This is a genomic window from Mesorhizobium sp. L48C026A00, from assembly GCF_000502375.1.
Classification (GTDB): Bacteria; Pseudomonadota; Alphaproteobacteria; order Rhizobiales; family Rhizobiaceae; genus Mesorhizobium; species Mesorhizobium muleiense.
This window is the reverse complement of sequence record NZ_AYWU01000006.1, coordinates 1-16,292: the sequence shown is the minus strand read 5'-3', so window position 1 is coordinate 16,292 and position 16,292 is coordinate 1. Positions and strand designations below refer to the sequence as shown.

Here is a 16,292-nt window from a genome sequence, read left to right as displayed (position 1 = left end):
AGGAAGAAATGCTGGCAAATTCACTGATCGAACTCGATCGCGCGCATCTGGTTCACCCGTTTTCATGCTATCGGAGCCACGAGGAGACGGGCGTGCGGGTGCTCAAATCCGCCAAGGGCGCAACGGTGACCGATGCAAGCGGGAAAACCCTGCTGGACGGATTCGCCGGTCTATGGTGTGTGAACATCGGCTACGGCCAGGAAAGTGTCGTTGAAGCAGCCGCAAAGCAGCTAAGAGAGCTTCCCTATGCGACGGGATATTTCGGGCTGGGATCCGAGCCTGCCATTCGCCTTGCTGCCAGGCTTGCCGAACTGGCGCCCGGCGATTTGAACCACGTCTATTTCACGCTTGGCGGCTCCGATGCAGTCGACAGCACGATCCGCTTCATTCGCTATTACTACCATGCCAAGGGCACGCCGCAGAAGGACCAGTTCATCTCGGTCGAGCATGGCTACCATGGCTCCTCGACGGCAGGGTCAGGCCTGACCGCGATTCCGGCTTTCCATGCGGGTTTCGGCGTGCCTTACGACTGGCAGCACAAGATTCCCTCGCACTACGCCTATCGCAATCCGGTCGGTTCCGACCCGCAGGCGATCATCGATGCATCGGTCGCGGCCCTGCGCGCCAAAATCGCGGAACTCGGCGCGGGCCGCGTTGCGGCCTTCTACGCCGAACCCATCCAGGGTTCGGGCGGTGTCCTCGTTCCACCGACAGGTTGGCTGAAGGCTCTGCACGCCGTGTGCAAGGAACATGACATCCTGTTCGTTGTCGACGAAGTCATCACGGCCTTTGGCCGTACCGGCCCTCTCTTCGCCTGCGAGGAAGACGAGGTCGTGCCGGATCTCATGACCACGGCGAAGGGACTGACCTCGGGCTATGTGCCGATGGGCGCCGTCTTCATCTCGGACCATGTGTACAATACGATCGCAGACGGAGCCGGCAAAGCGCCCGTCGGCCATGGCTATACTTATTCGGCCCATCCCGTGAGCGCGGCGGTCGGGCTCGAATGCCTGCGTCTCTACGAAGACAGCTTGCTCGAGAACGGGCGCAAGGCCGGCAAGCGCCTGATGGAAGGCCTTCGCTCGCTCGCCGACCACCCGCTGGTTGGCGACATTCGCGGCCGTGGCATGCTGGCAGCAATCGAGTTGGTCACCGACAAGGAGCGCAAGACGCCGCTGCCGGCGGCGGCCGATCCGGGGCGCCGCATCTTCGAGCGCGCGTGGGCGAACGGCCTTGTCATCCGCGCCTTCAACAGCGGCATTCTCGGCTTTGCGCCGCCGCTCTGCTGCACCGATGACGATATTGATGGAATCCTCGAACGCACCCGGATGACCCTGGATCAAACCCTCGAGGACCAGGACGTGCGGTCGGCGATGAAGGGATGATCGTCCAGGCTGCCGCCGCGTGCGCGCGGCAGCCTCTTTCTCATCTGTCGAATATCGCGTCGAGAGGCAAATGGGATTTGACGATCGGTGACTTCAGCACGACGAAGCTGAAATATTTGTCGATTCCGATATCCAGTTCGATCATGCGCTCCATGATCGTCTGGTACTCGCTGATGCCCGCTGTGACAAACTTCACAAGATAGTCGTAACCGCCTGAAACCAGGTGGCATTCGATAACAGAATCGACCTTCTGGATTGCGGTGAGAAATCTCGCGAAGTCGTTCTGTTGATGGTGCTTGAGCGTGACTTCGGTGAAGATCGTCAGAGTCTGCCCGAGCTTGGACACATCGATCTGGGCGGAATAGCCGGTGATGAAGCCTTCCGTCTGAAGCTTCTTCACCCGCATCAGGCAAGGGCTCGGTGAAAGGTTCACGAGGTCGGCGAGCTCGACATTCGTGACCCGCCCGTTCTTCTGCAGTTGGGATAAGATCTTGATGTCGATCTTGTCGAGCTTCATTGGAAACCTGTCAAACGTTGGAACCGCGGATCGTCCGGCAGACGGCGTCCGTCACCTCCTGCGTGGTCGCTGTCCCTCCGATGTCCGGCGTCAGCACGCCCTCACGCGTCACCGATTCCACAGCGTTCATCAACCGGGCGGCCGCTGCGCTCTCGCCCAGATGTTCGAGCATCTGGGCAGCGGTCCAGAAGGTGGCGACCGGGTTGGCAATACCCTTGCCGGCGATGTCGAATGCCGAGCCGTGAATTGGCTCGAACATCGAGGGATAGCGCCGCTCGGGATCAATGTTGGCGGTCGGTGCAACGCCGAGACTGCCCGCGAGCGCGCCCGCAAGGTCCGACAATATGTCGGCGTGAAGATTGGTGGCGACGATCGTATCAAGGCTCCGAGGTTTCAACGTCATACGCACTGTCATAGCATCGACCAGCATCTTGTCCCAGGCGACGTCCGGGAATTCCGGCGCCACCTCGGCTGCGATTTCGTCCCACATTACCATGCCGTGACGCTGCGCGTTCGACTTTGTGACAACTGTCAGGAGCTTTCGCGGCCGTGACTGCGCCAGCCGGAATGCATAGCGCATGATGCGAGTGACGCCGACGCGCGTGAAGATCGCGACCTCGGTTCCGACCTCCTCGGGGAGGCCGCGATGGGCTCTGCCGCCGTGGCCCGAATACTCGCCCTCGGAATTCTCCCGCACGATCACCCAATCCAGATCGCCAGGGCCAACGCCCGCCAGCGGCGAAACAATACCGGGCAATATCCTGGTCGGCCGCACGTTCGCGTATTGATCAAAGCCCTGGCAAATCGGCAGCCGGAGGCCCCAGAGGGTGATATCGTCGGGCACATCGGGAGCGCCTACCGCGCCAAAGAAGATAGCGTCGAAGCGCTTCAGTTGCGCCACCCCATCTTCGGGCATCATCCGACCATGCGCCTTGTAGTAGTCTGAGCCCCAGTCGAAGTGCTGGACGCGCAGCTTGAAGTCGCCGCAGCGCCGCTGCAGAGCCTCAAGCGCCTGGAGTCCGGCGGCAATGACCTCTGGGCCGATCCCGTCGGCAGGAATGGCGGCAATCTCATATTCGCGCATCGTCACTTTCCCTTCAGTGCTGGCCGCCTCGCGCCCTCGATCTCGTGTGCGACCTGATGTAGCTTGGCAAACGGTCTTCTCAGAATTCAGCGACCTTGCCCCACGCAGCTGTCTTCAGACGCTCCGGCCTATAGGGACGCGGATCGACGATCGGCTCGCTGCCGGTGATGATATCGGCGATCATATGTCCAGCGCCGGGGCCGATCCCGAAGCCGTGGCCGCTAAATCCCGCGGCGAGAAGAAAGCCCGGAATCCCCTCCACTTCACCAATTGCCGGGACGCCATCGGGCGTGCTGTCGACATAGCCCGCCCAAGCATGAGAAATCGCGACGCGCTGGAACTCGGGCAGCAATTCGCAGGCTCTTTGATAGGTCAGGCGAATCTGCCTCATGTCAGGTGTGGGGTCGAGAACCCGATTCCGTTCCATTGGTGTCACGTCGTCAAGTACCCATCTCCTCAGGCTTTCATGTCCTTGACGCCAGCCCTCGAACGCTCCCGGGGCCAGACTGCGCCAGCGGCGGGCGAACATGGGCACGAACTCGCGGCTGAACCTGAGCTGCTGCGGCGTTGGATCGACTCGCGCCCGCCCGCTGATCGCCAGCGCGTATCCGCCGTTGCTGCGCCGCGTCAACGAGACGCGCGCGGTATGCAGGGCATCCGGCAGGCCTTCTGCTCCCGGCGCTACGGCTAGAATGGACTGACGCACGGCAGCTTGCGGGAAACGGATACCAAGCTGGTTGCAGAAGGAAGAAGCCCACGCGCCTCCGGCCATGACCACGGTCGTTGTGCGGATGGTTCCGGCTTCTGTAACGACGCCGCTGACCCGGCCGGCGCTCAGTTCCAGCCCGCGCGCCGCGCAATTTTGATGCACGGTGCCGCCGGCCGCCATGATGCCGCGCGCGGCAACCGGCACCGCCTTCGATGGATCCGCCGTTCCGTCAGTTGGCGAGAATACGCCGCCTTTCCATTTGCGGCCGGTGGCCTTGCCCCGTTCGGTGGCTTCTTCTGCGCTCAGCACATGCGTCGTGACGCCAACCGTCCTTGCGAAATCGCGCCACTTTGCCCAGCCTGCCAACTCGTTTTCGTCCTGCGAGAGATAGAGCAGGCCGCAGCGGCGGAAGCCGGTGTCCTCGCCGGTCTCCTGCGCCACTTTTTCCCAGAGATCGAGGCTCTTGGTTGCCATCGGCAACTCGCGTGCGTCACGGTTCTGCTGACGGCACCAGCCCCAGTTGCGGCTGGACTGTTCGGCGGCAACGCGCCCCTTCTCCAGCAGGGCAACGCTGATGCCGCGGCGTGCGAGATAATAGGCCGTGAATACGCCGACCACGCCGCCGCCGATGACGACGACGTCCGCCTCGCGAGGCAGGGATGGGCTGGACTCGATGTGAATGAGCGGCGCGGGCATGGATGGGACTCCGTAAATTTGAAGCATCCTAACCTGCGGCCCGCAGAGGCAGGCTGCGGAGTCCATGCCTGGACGGAATTTCCTGCGGTTTGCAGCCCTTGGAACAGGCAATTGTTGCCGAAAAAGCGCTCGCTGGCCCCAACCTCGTAGGGGCAAGCAGGAGTACACTTCATCCAGTCGCGCGATCTGCGGCATGGGCTTTTCGGGACGCGGCGCGCAGTGACGCAAGGCCTGTCGCGCACAAATCAGCGGAAGAAGGACCTGGTTGTCTGATCCCGGTTTTCTGCGCCGGAACGGGAGCAGAGTGAAATGCCGAACCTGACGTTCTTTTCAGAAGTTCCTGCCGCCCGAGGGCCAAATTTCGACGACTATGCGGATACAGAACAGTCAAACTGGCTGAAAGAACGGAGCACCCTTCCTTATAACGGGTAAGCTCCAGAGGACTTCCGATAGGCAGGGCTTACGCCTTCGGAGAGTTCTCCAAGAAAAGGGAACAGTGTCCGGTACACGGACCGAATTTCATCAAGGGAGCCGCCAGGATGAGCAGAATCCGTCTCTCGCAGCCTCAGCGCTCGAAGCGCCGAGATGACCAGACGACGGTCGCTATGGTGAGGCGCTTCTGCTCAAAGCGCGATGATGCGGTCCGCAACAGCGTGGACCCGCTCGGTTCAAACGGGAGATGATCGCAATGGTCGCCACGATCCAGCCTGTAGCCCTCCACGATGTGGCGCTTTCGGTGCGCGACCTCACGGTGAATTTGCCGAAAGGCATGGAGCGGACCCATGCCGTCGAGAACATCTCGTTTGATCTGAAACGCGGCCAGATTCTGTGCGTCATTGGCGAGTCCGGATCCGGCAAGTCGGTCACCGCCAACGCCATCATGGGGCTGCTGCCCAAGGTGATCCGTCTCTCCTCGGGCGCCATCCACCTCGATGGGACGAACATCGTGGGCATGCCGCAGGACAAGCTGCGCAGCCTGCGCGGCCGGGTGGTGTCGATGATCTTCCAGGACCCGCTGTCGGCGCTCAATCCGCTGATGACCGTGGGCGCGCAGATCGACGAGGTCATGGCGGCGCACGGCGTCGGCACTCCGAAATCGCGTCGCGGCCGCGCTGTCGAGTTGCTGACCGAGGTGGGACTGCCGGACCCGCAACTCATGTACCACCAGTATCCGTTCCGCCTCTCCGGCGGGCAGCGGCAGCGGGTGATGATCGCCATGGCGCTGGCGCTTGAACCGACGATCCTGATCGCGGATGAACCGACGACGGCGCTCGACGTGACCACACAGGCACAGATTCTGGAGCTGATCCGCGACATTCAGCGCCGCAAGGGAATGAGCGTCATGTTCATCACTCACGACTTCGGCGTGGTGGCCGAGATCGCAGACAGCGTCGTCGTGATGGAGAAGGGCCACATCGTCGAGCAGGGTAGCGCTCAACAGGTCCTGAAGTCGCCTGGCCATCCCTACACAAGGCGCCTTATCGCAGCCGTCCCGCACCTGACCGGCGAGAACCGCGTTCCTCTGGAGACGGCCGACAAAGCGCCGATCCTGAAGGTCGAAGGCCTGATGAAGACCTACCGAAGCGGCAGTTCCCTGTTCAGCGCGCAGCGCGTCGTGCCCGCGGTCAACGAGGTCTCGTTCGATCTGGCGCCCGGGCGCACGCTGGGCGTTGTGGGCGAAAGCGGTTCCGGCAAATCATCGCTTGGTCGGCTATTGATCAAGCTGCTGGACAGCGACGGCGGCGGGATTCTGTTCGAGGGTCGCGACATCGCCAAGCTTTCCGAAGCCGAATTCCGCCCGCTGCGGCCGCGGGTCCAGATGATCTTCCAGGATCCGTTCGCCTCGCTCAACCCGCGCTCGACGATCGGCCACATCCTCACCGTTGGCCCAGTCGCGCACGGCACGCCCTATGCCCAGGCGCGCGAAGAGGCGAGGGCGCTCCTGGCCCATGTCGGCCTCGATGCCGGCGCCTTTGATCGCTTTCCGCATGAATTTTCCGGTGGCCAGCGCCAGCGCATCGGCATCGCTCGGGCACTGATGTTCAAGCCGAAGCTGCTGATCGCCGATGAGGCGGTGTCGGCGCTGGACGTGTCAATCCAGGCCCAGATCCTGCAGCTGCTCGACCAGATCCAGCGGGAGACCGGCGTGTCGATGATCTTCATCACCCACGACCTGCGCGTCGCCAGCCAGATCTGCGACGAGATCGCGGTGATGCAGAAAGGGCGGATCGTCGAACGGGGACCGCCATCGCAAATCTTCCTCGACCCGCAATCAGCCTACACACGTGAGCTGGTGGCGGCGATTCCTGGAGAGCAGCCGGGAACCACCCGCCCGGTTGCAGCAAACGGATAATAGCCACGGCGGACACCGCCAAAACAAGGGGAATTCCAATGACTGAACGCTCAAACACCAAATCAAACTACTCGCGACGCGATGCACTGCGATTGATGGCGATAGGCGGGGCTGCAGGCCTCATTGCGCCCAATCTGCTGGGCAAACCCGCCTTCGCCCAGAACCCTCCGGCGAGCCCAACCGGCCGCGTCGTGGTTGGACTTTCGCAGGAACCCACCGTCTTCAATCCGTTGATGCCGCATATCGAGGCCGACGAGGCTGTGCATTTCTCGGTGTTCGATGCACTCGTTCGCATGGACCCCAAGGGCGTTCTTCAGCCCAATCTCGCGGTCGAAGTGCCAAGCCAGAAGAACGGCGGCATTTCAGAGGACGGGCTTGTGTGGCGCATTCGCCTGCGTGACGATGTCCGCTGGCACGACGGCAAGCCGTTCACGGCCGAGGACGTGAAATTTACTCTTGAGCTCATCACCAATCCGAAATTCCGCGCGTGGCGCACGGCGGGCCATTCGCTGGTGCGCGATATCAAGGTGGTCTCGCCGACCGAGCTGACCTGGCGGATGGAGGAGGCTTTCGCCCCCTACCAGTCGTTTCTCGCCGAAACCTTCATGGTTCCCAAGCACATCCTCGAGAAAGAGGCCGACCCCAACGCTGCCGCCTTCAATCAGGCGCCTGTCGGCACTGGCGCATTCAAGTGGGCGCAGCGCGTTGCCGGCGATCATATCGAACTCGTCGCGAACGCGGATTATGCCGGGGAGGGCCCTTATCTGGAGCGGCTCGTCTTCAAATACATCCCCGACATGACGGTGCTCTACACCCAGTTCAAAAGCGGCGACATCGATCTTGTCGACCAGGCATTCATAACCGCCGACCACTACGCGGAAGCCAGCACACTATCGGATCGTTTGGTCAAGCTGGAGCCCGGGGCATCGGTCGAGTCGATCTATCTCAATCTTGAGAAGCCGCAATTCAAGGACCCGGCGGTCCGCCAGGCGCTCTACGCGGCAATCGACAGGAAAGCGATCCTCGAAGCACTTTACTACGGGGTCCACAAACCGACCGAGACGTTCATGCCGCAGAATTCCTACTACTACAATCCGAACCTGCCGGCACAGGAGTTCAACCTCGAGCGCGCGGGCCAGATCCTCGACGAGGCCGGCTGGGTACCCGGAGCCGATGGAATACGGGTGAAGGATGGGGTGCGTCTGTCGTTCGCCAACTCCACCACTTCCGGCAACCACCTGCGCGAGCAGACGCAGCAGTTCCTGCAGCAGACATTCGCCGAGATCGGGGTCGAGATGACTATCTCGAACCTGCCGGCCGCCGTCATGTGGGGGGATTTCTGGCTCAAATCGCAGTACGAGTCAGCCATCTCGGGTGTAACCAATGTCATCGCGGGCGACCCCGACGTTTCCAACCGCCTGCACACCAAGGCGATCGTCGCCAAGGGCGGAAAGGGCTCGAACACAGGCCAGTACTCCAACCCGGAGGTTGATGCGCTGCTCGAGAAGGGCGCCCGCACCTTCGATCGGGAACAGCGGCGCGCCATCTATCTGCGCGTGCAGGAAATCGTCCGTCAGGATCTGCCGTTCCTGCCTCTGTTTGCCTACACCAACGTGTTCGGCCGCAAGGAAGGGCTGGAGGGTTTCGAGGCAAATTCCAACACCCGCGTCGCATCCTGGCATGCCGCCGGATGGCATTGGAAGGCCTGACATATATAGACCGCCGCCGCCTCGCGGCGGCGGTCAGTCATCGGCCCTGTCTTGAAAGAGGGGCGCTGTCTTGAAAGAGGAGAGATGAATGCGCGGCTTCCTGCTCAACCGGCTCTCACAGAGCCTCATCCTGCTCCTGATCGTCTCGNCATCGGCTTCCTCGTGCTGAACCTGCTGCCGGGCGGGCCGCTGGCGCAATTCGGGCTCGATCCCGGCATGACGCAGGACGATCTCGAGCGCCTGAAAGAGCAATTGGGGCTGAACCGTCCGCTTTTGGTGCAATATTTCGACTGGGCCTGGCGGCTTCTCCAGGGCGACTGGGGCCACTCCTTCCGCGACGGCACGCCTGTGCTGGCAGTGATTGGCCGGCACGTCCCTGCGACGCTGCTGCTGATGGGGACGTCCACCGCGATTGCGATCGCCATCGGCACCTGGATCGGCATTCGTGGCGCCACGCACCGCTATTCGCTGTTCGACCATATGGCGACGATCGGAGCCATGGTCGCGCTGTCGATCCCGACCTTCTGGTTCGGGCTCGTCGGCATCTACGTCTTCTCCCTGCAGCTGGGCTGGCTGCCTGCAGGCAACATGTACACGATCGGCGACGGTTCGATCCTGAATTACCTGCATCACCTGATCCTGCCTAGCATCGTGCTGTCGCTGGTGCATGTCGCGATCTGGAGCCGCTACATGCGCACGGCGACGCTCGACGCCATCAGCCAGGATTTCGTCAAGACCGCCCGCGCCAAAGGCCTGAGCGAGCGCCGAGTCATCATGAAGCACGTCGTCGGCAATGCGCTCTTGCCGATGATCACACTGGCCGGGGTCCAGCTTCCCAGCATCCTGACCGGCGCGCTGGTGATGAGACAGTGTTTACCTGGCCGGGGATGGGTCGACTGTTCCTGGACAGCCTAGGCTACAGCGACTACCCGGTCGTGATGGGACTGCTGATGTTCTCGGCCATCCTCGTCATCCTGGGCAACCTGATCGCAGACATTGCCGTAGCGATCGTCGACCCGCGCATTCGTCTGGGTTGAGCGCGTAACCTCACACCCAACAGGAGGCACCCGAAATGACCGCTCTCGTCGCAAATGCAGGACCAAGCCGCTGGTGGCGCAGCCGCACCGTGCGTCGTTTCACGAGCCATCATCTGGCGTTGCTGGGGGTGGTGATGATCACCCTTCTGACGCTGGCATGCGTCTTCGGCCCGCATCTCCTACCCTATGATTCCCTCTACATCGATTTGCGCGCCCGCTTTTCACCGCCGCTGACCGGCTACCACTATCTCGGGACCGATCCTTTGGGACGGGACGTGGCGGCGCGACTGTTGATGGCGGGGAGGACCTCACTGCTGGTGGCTTTCTCTGCCATGCTGCTGTCGACGATGATCGGAACCCTCGTCGGCGTGATCGCGGGCTACCGCGGCGGCTGGATCGGCGCAGCGCTGATGCGCACGGTCGACGGCTTCCTGTCATTCCCCTCGATCTTCCTGCTGCTGGCCTTGGCCGCGGCACTGAAGCCGAGCCCGGCCATGGTCACCGTGATCGTCGCCGTCACCAGCTGGATGGAGGTAGCCCGGATCGTCGAGGCCGAGGTGCGGTCATTGCGCGAGCGCGAGTTTGTGCTGGCCGGGCGCATGCTGGGGCTTAGCGGTGCGCATATCATGTTCCGCGAGATCCTGCCCAACGCCATGGGCCCGATCATCGTGGCCGCGACGCTGACAGTCGCGCACGCTATTCTCCTGGAAGCCTATATCAGTTTCCTGGGTTATGGCATTCAGCCGCCGCTGCCCAGCTGGGGCAACATGCTCGAGGGCGCCCAGCAGTACCTGGACAGTGCGCCCTGGCTGGCGATCATTCCCGGGGCCGCCATCACCATCGCCGTGACAAGCTTCAACTTCATCGGCGACGGGTTGCGCGATGCGCTCGACGTGCGGGACGACCGTGTCTGATCTCGCCGGCATGGACCGACCCAGCCTCCTGAAACCGCAACGAGAAGTCCCTCACGTGCACGAGCCAAAAGTCGCCAACAAGAGCACACCCTACTGGTGGGAAGCGGCGCCCGTCATGCCGCTGCCCCCGCAGCCCCTGGCGAGGACAGTCGATGTGGCGATCGTCGGCGCCGGTTATGCCGGGCTTTCGGCCGGGCTTGCGCTGGCGCGCGAGGGGCGCTCGGTTGCAGCTTTTGATGCGATGAATCCGGGCGAGGGGGCCTCGTCGCGCAATGGCGGAATTACCAGCGGGAGCATCCGGCTGGACTACGCCACGATCACCCGGCGCTTCGGCGAAGAAAAAGCCATGGCGATCGAGGCCGAGGGCAAGGTCGCGCGCGAATTCCTTTACGACTTCATCAAGTCGGAAAAGCTCGACTGCGACTTTCAACCGGTTGGCCTGTTCAAGGGCGCCATCGGATATGAACAGTACGAGAAGATGGCCCGCGGCGCCGAGGCGTTGGCAAGGAAACTGGGGATCGAATCCTACGCTGTTCCATATGCAAAGCAGCGCGACTACGTCGGCACCGACTTCTATCGCGGCGGCATGGTCAGGATGGACATCGGCGGGCTGCACCCGGCCAAGTTCCACGCGGAGCTCCTGCGGGTGGCGCTCGCTTCGGGACTGGCGGTGCATTCGAACACGCCCGTGACCTCGATTGAAAGGGATGGCTCGGGGTTCCGCGTCGCCACTTCGGCCGGAACGGTGCAGGCGCGGCAGGTGCTGGTCTGCACAAATGGCTACACCGACGGCGCCAATCCCTTCCTGCGCCGCCGGCTGGTGCCGGTTCGCAGCCGGATCATTGCCACCGAGGAACTCGCGCCTGAGCTGATGGCGCGCCTGATGCCGAAGCGGATGATGATGGGTGAGGGCCGCGAGCTTGGCTTCTATTATCGCCCTTCGCCGGACGGCAGACGCATTCTGCTCGGCGGGCGCGACAGCTCGCGTGCAGGCGATCCGGCAGCCCCGACGCTGCGTTTGCGCAACGGGCTGGGCGAAATTTTCCCAGAACTGGAGAACGTTCGTCTTTCGCATAGCTGGTTCGGCAATGTGGCAATGCACCGTGACATGCTGCCCAGGATCTTCGAGAAGGATGGCGTGGTCTATGCCACCGGATTCTGCGGTTCGGGCGTGGTCTGGGCGCCATGGGTCGGCACACGTGCGGCTCACAAGCTGATGGGGCACGGCGAGCAGGCGCGCACCGCGTTCGACTTTCGGCCGCCCGCGGCCGTCCCGTTCTATCGCGGCAATCCGTGGTTCATCCCGGCCGTTATCAAGGGCTACGCCCTGCAGGACCGTATCGCCTGGTGGCGCGCCAGCCGCTGAAGGCCGAACGGTTGGCGGTCTATCGACCCTTGCCGAACGATAGCGGCAACAAGGAACAGCATCACATGCACTACATCTCCACGCGCGGCAATCCCGAACGCAGGAAGTTTTGCGAGATTCTGCTTGAAGGTCTCGCCCCGGATGGCGGCCTCTATGTGCCTGAGGTCTACCCTCGGCTGGATGATGCCACGCTGGATCGGTGGCGGGGCTTGTCCTACCCGGTGCTCGCCTTTGAAATCCTGTCGCTCTACATCGACGATATTCCGCCCGCTGACCTGAAGGCCATCTGTGCAAAGACCTACAGGCCCGAGGTTTTTGGGACCGCCAGGATCGCGCCGGTGCGAACGCTTGAGAGCGGTCTCCATGTGGCGGAACTGTCGAACGGTCCCACCCTGGCGTTCAAGGACATGGCGATGCAGTTGCTCGGCAATTTGCTCGAGTATGAACTGGCGCGGCGGGGTGTGGAGCTGAATATCCTCGGGGCAACCAGTGGCGACACGGGCAGCGCGGCGGAATATGCCATGCGCGGCAAGAAGGGCATCCGCGTCTTCATGATGTCGCCCCACGGACGCATGAGCGCCTTCCAGCAAGCCCAGATGTTCAGCCTGCAGGACGACAACATTCACAACATTGCCATCGAAGGGGTGTTCGACGATTGCCAGGACATCGTGAAAGCCGTGTCCGGCGATGCTGACTTCAAGAGGCGCCACCGGATCGGCGCCGTCAATTCGATCAACTGGGCCCGGCTGGTCGCTCAGGTGGTGTATTACTTCTCTGCCTATTTTCAGGTGACTGAAGAGAATTCGTCAGAAGTCGACTTCGCCGTTCCCTCGGGCAATTTCGGCAACGTCTGCGCCGGTCATGTCGCGCGCATGATGGGCCTTCCCATATCCCGTCTCGTCATTGCGACCAACGAGAACGACGTGCTCGATGAGTTTCTCCGCACCGGGGTGTATCGCGTGCGGGGCCGGGCGGATACCTATGAAACCTCGAGCCCATCCATGGACATTTCCAAGGCCTCCAATCTCGAGCGTTTCGTGTTCGACTTGCTCGGTCGCGACGCCAGCCGGACGAGATCGCTGTTCGACGATCAACTGCGCGAAAGCGGGTCGTTCGATCTCAGCGGGGATCCCGCCTTCGGGAAGGCGGCGGACCATTTTGGTTTCCGCAGCGGGAAGAGCACCCACGCCGACCGGTTGCAGACGATCCGTGACGCGTGGCACCGCTTCAACGCGGTGATCGATCCACACACTGCAGACGGCGTGAAGGTCGCGCGCGAGCATTCGGTTTCGGATGTGCCGATGATCGTGCTCGAGACGGCCCTGCCGGTCAAGTTTGCGGAGACCATCAGAGAGGCCCTGGGCCGAGAGCCAGTTCCTCCGCAACGGTTCGACGGCATAGAGGGTTTGCCGAGACGGTTCAAACTGCTTTCCGCCGATGCACAGACCGTGAAGACCTACATCGCTGAAACGCTGCAGGCTTGCTGAAAGGCTGCTTCCACGACCGGGACCTCTTTCGCCATGGCCGTATATACCGAGTTGTCACCTAACGAAGTCGCAACTTTCTTTCAGGCTCTGGGCCTGGGACAGCCGAACTCCGTTCGCGGCAGCGCGAGCGGAATTGAGAACACGAACTACTTTGTCGACACGGAGGCAGGCGAATATGTGCTGACCCTGTTCGAGCGGCTCACATTCGAGCAATTGCCCTTCTACCTTCACCTGATGAAGCACCTTGCGGCGCGGCGAATGCCGGTCCCGGATCCGGTTGCCAACGTCAGAGGCGAAATCCTTCACACACTAAAAGGCCGGCCTGCCGTGATCGTCAACAGGCTTCCTGGCGAGAGCGTGACGGCGTCGACAAAGTCGCATTGTCGCTCTGTCGGGGAGATCCTGGCGCGAATGCACGTGACCGGGAGCGATTACCCACGGCGGCAGGCCAATCCGCGCGGCCTCGAATGGTGGAACGAGGTGGTGCCGGTGGTCGGCCGCTGCGTATCTGAGGGACAGCGCTCGCTGCTCACGAGCGAACTGGCCTTTCAGAACCAGATCGCCGTGACCTCCACCTACGAGGAACTCCCAAGCGGGCCGGTGCACGCTGATCTCTTTCGCGACAACGTGTTGTTTGAAGGTGGTCACCTGACCGGCGTCTTCGATTTCTACTTCGCCGGATGCGACACCTTTCTTTTCGATATAGCCGTGTGCCTCAATGACTGGTGCGTCGATAGTGGCACCGGCCGCCAAGACACTAAGCAAGTTGCCGCCTTTCTCGGCGCGTACGAGTCAGTTCGCGCGCTCACTGGACCGGAACGCCTATTGCTTCCTGCGATGCAGCGCGCTGGAGCATTTCGTTTTTGGTTATCGCGTCTCTGGGATCTGTACCAGCCCCGGGAAGCTGCACTTCTCAAAGCACACGATCCAAGCCACTTCGAGCGTATGTTGCGTGTGCACCGGGGAGAAGTCGCATGAGCAAGACCGCGAAGATCACCAATGGAAATGGAAGCACGATGGCACCGACTCTCAAAGACCACGTTGGCGAGCTGCTTTCGCAGATCGAGACGGAGGGCCTGTACAAGCGCGAGCGCGTCATCACCTCGCCCCAGTCGTCCGAGATCGAGGTCGGCGGCCGCAAGCTGCTCAATTTCTGCGCCAACAACTATCTCGGCCTCGCCGACAGCGAAGAGCTGCGCGAAGTGGCGAAGGCCGCGCTCGACCGATACGGCTACGGCATGGCCTCGGTGCGCTTCATCTGCGGCACACAAGAGGAACACAAGCAGCTCGAGGCAAAGATATCGAGCTTCCTCGGTATGGAGGACACAATCCTCTACGGTTCCTGCTTCGACGCCAATGGCGGTCTGTTCGAGACGCTGCTTTCCGAGGAGGACGCGGTCATTTCCGACGCGCTGAACCACGCCTCGATCATCGACGGCGTCAGGCTCTCCAAAGCAAAACGCTTTCGCTATGCCAACAACGACATGGCGGCGCTCGAGGAGGAATTGAAGAAGTCCGAAGGCAGCCGCTTCAAGCTGATCGCCACCGATGGTGTATTTTCCATGGACGGCATCATCGCCAATCTGAAGGGCGTCTGCGATCTCGCCGACAAGTACAATNACCGATGGTGTATTTTCCATGGACGGCATCATCGCCAATCTGAAGGGCGTCTGCGATCTCGCCGACAAGTACAATGCCATGGTGATGGTTGACGACAGCCATGCCGTCGGCTTCGTCGGCGAGCACGGCCGCGGCACGCCGGAATATTGCGGCGTTGAGGGTCGGGTCCATATTCTCACCGGCACGCTCGGCAAGGCGCTGGGGGGTGCCTCGGGTGGCTACACGGCGGCGAGCGGGCCGGTGGTCGAATGGCTGCGCCAACGTTCGAGGCCGTATCTGTTTTCCAACACGCTGATGCCTGCGATCGCCGGGGCCTCGCTGAAGGTGCTGGATATGATCGAGCAGGGCGGCGGCTTGCGTCGCAGGCTCTACGACAACGCCTCGCGCTTCCGCGCCAACATGGAAAAAGCGGGCTTCACGCTGGCCGGAGCCGACCACCCGATCATTCCTGTGATGATCGGCGATGCCGCGCTGGCTTCGCAAATGGCCGACATGCTGCTTGAGCGCGGCATCTACGTGATCGGCTTTTCCTTCCCCGTCGTGCCCAAGGGCCATGCCCGCATCAGGACGCAGATGTCAGCCGCCCATTCGGCCGCCGATATCGACCGGGCGGTGGCTGCGTTCGGTGAGGTGGGCCGCGAACTCGGAGTGATTGGCTGATGTCCAACATGATGCGCGCACTCGTTAAATCTCGCGCCGAGCCGGGCATCTGGATGGAAGAAGTGCCGGTGCCGGAAATCGGCCCGAACGACGTTCTGATCAAGATCAAGAAGNAAGACCGTGCCGGTGCCGATGGTGACCGGCCACGAATTCGTCGGCACAGTCGCCGACTTCGGCGCGGCGGTCACCGAATACAAGATCGGCCAGCGTGTTTCGGGCGAAGGCCACATCGTCTGCGGCCATTGCCGCAATTGCCGGGCGGGCAGGGGGCATCTGTGCCGCAACACCCTCGGCGTCGGCGTCAACCGGCCCGGCGCCTTCGGTGAATATCTGGCGATCCCGCAGCACAACGTCGTGCCGATCCCCGACGATGTGCCCGACGAGATCGCCGCAATCTTCGATCCGCTGGGCAATGCGGTTCACACCGCACTGTCCTTTGATCTGGTCGGCGAGGACGTGCTGGTCACCGGCGCTGGGCCGATCGGCATCATGGCTGCACTGGTGGCGNCCTTTGATCTGGTCGGCGAGGACGTGCTGGTCACCGGCGCTGGGCCGATCGGCATCATGGCTGCACTGGTGGCGCAGTGCGTCGGTGCGCGAAAAGTGGTCATCACCGACATCAACCCGGTGCGGCTGGCGCTGGCGAAAAAACTCGGCGTCCAGCATGTGGTCGACGCGTCGAAGGAAAAGCTGCGCGATATCATGCCGGCGCTCGGCATGACCGAAGGTTTTGACGTCGGCCTCGAAATGTCGGG

At 62.3% G+C, this 16,292-nt stretch carries 10 protein-coding genes and 3 pseudogenes; 10 read left to right on the top strand and 3 right to left on the bottom strand.

Annotation, left to right across the window (positions count from 1 at the left end; genetic code table 11):
* Nucleotides 1–8: 8 nt before the first annotated feature.
* Nucleotides 9–1,385: an aspartate aminotransferase family protein gene (locus tag X738_RS54095; RefSeq protein WP_023798455.1), complete on the top strand. Its 1,377-nt coding sequence runs from the start codon at nucleotides 9–11 to the stop codon at nucleotides 1,383–1,385.
* 40 nt (nucleotides 1,386–1,425) lie between these two features.
* Here X738_RS54095 and X738_RS54090 read toward each other — a convergent pair whose 3' ends face one another.
* From X738_RS54090 to X738_RS54080, 3 genes are all read right to left on the bottom strand, one after another.
* On the bottom strand, nucleotides 1,426–1,902 hold the full coding sequence (locus X738_RS54090) for an Lrp/AsnC family transcriptional regulator (protein WP_023798454.1): 477 nt from the start codon (nucleotides 1,900–1,902) through the stop codon (nucleotides 1,426–1,428).
* A gap of 10 nt (nucleotides 1,903–1,912) precedes the next feature.
* Entirely contained in the window at nucleotides 1,913–2,986 is a 1,074-nt protein-coding gene (locus X738_RS54085; protein ID WP_023798453.1) for a tartrate dehydrogenase, read from the bottom strand.
* Between the two features lie 79 nt (nucleotides 2,987–3,065).
* The gene (locus X738_RS54080; protein ID WP_023798452.1) at nucleotides 3,066–4,391 is read right to left on the bottom strand and encodes an NAD(P)/FAD-dependent oxidoreductase; all 1,326 of its coding nucleotides are present in this window, start codon (nucleotides 4,389–4,391) and stop codon (nucleotides 3,066–3,068) included.
* A 688-nt stretch (nucleotides 4,392–5,079) separates the two neighbouring features.
* Here X738_RS54080 and X738_RS54075 point away from each other — a divergent pair.
* The 9 genes and pseudogenes from X738_RS54075 to X738_RS54035 form a co-directional block, all read left to right on the top strand.
* Nucleotides 5,080–6,744 carry an ABC transporter ATP-binding protein gene (locus X738_RS54075; protein WP_023798451.1) on the top strand — a complete coding sequence of 555 codons (1,665 nt, stop codon included), beginning with the start codon at nucleotides 5,080–5,082 and terminating at the stop codon, nucleotides 6,742–6,744.
* A gap of 38 nt (nucleotides 6,745–6,782) precedes the next feature.
* Nucleotides 6,783–8,453 (top strand): peptide ABC transporter substrate-binding protein, encoded by a 1,671-nt coding sequence (locus tag X738_RS54070; protein WP_023798450.1) that lies wholly within the window; start codon nucleotides 6,783–6,785, stop codon nucleotides 8,451–8,453.
* 88 nt (nucleotides 8,454–8,541) lie between these two features.
* Nucleotides 8,542–9,490, top strand: a pseudogene (locus tag X738_RS54065) (ABC transporter permease).
* A gap of 35 nt (nucleotides 9,491–9,525) precedes the next feature.
* Nucleotides 9,526–10,404, top strand: coding sequence for an ABC transporter permease (locus tag X738_RS54060; RefSeq protein WP_023798449.1), 879 nt, complete (start codon nucleotides 9,526–9,528; stop codon nucleotides 10,402–10,404).
* A gap of 115 nt (nucleotides 10,405–10,519) precedes the next feature.
* Entirely contained in the window at nucleotides 10,520–11,770 is a 1,251-nt protein-coding gene (locus tag X738_RS54055; RefSeq protein ID WP_373420407.1) for an NAD(P)/FAD-dependent oxidoreductase, read from the top strand.
* Nucleotides 11,752–13,257, top strand: coding sequence for a threonine synthase (gene thrC / locus X738_RS54050; protein WP_245277624.1), 1,506 nt, complete (start codon nucleotides 11,752–11,754; stop codon nucleotides 13,255–13,257). Before X738_RS54055 ends, thrC begins: the two co-directional genes overlap by 19 nt.
* 33 nt (nucleotides 13,258–13,290) lie before the next feature.
* Nucleotides 13,291–14,235, top strand: coding sequence for a homoserine kinase (locus tag X738_RS54045; RefSeq protein ID WP_023798446.1), 945 nt, complete (start codon nucleotides 13,291–13,293; stop codon nucleotides 14,233–14,235).
* Between the two features lie 38 nt (nucleotides 14,236–14,273).
* Nucleotides 14,274–15,537: pseudogene (locus X738_RS54040) on the top strand (PLP-dependent aspartate aminotransferase family protein).
* Nucleotides 15,537–16,292, top strand: a pseudogene (locus tag X738_RS54035) (alcohol dehydrogenase catalytic domain-containing protein); the annotation flags it as partial. The pseudogenes X738_RS54040 and X738_RS54035, both read left to right, overlap by 1 nt.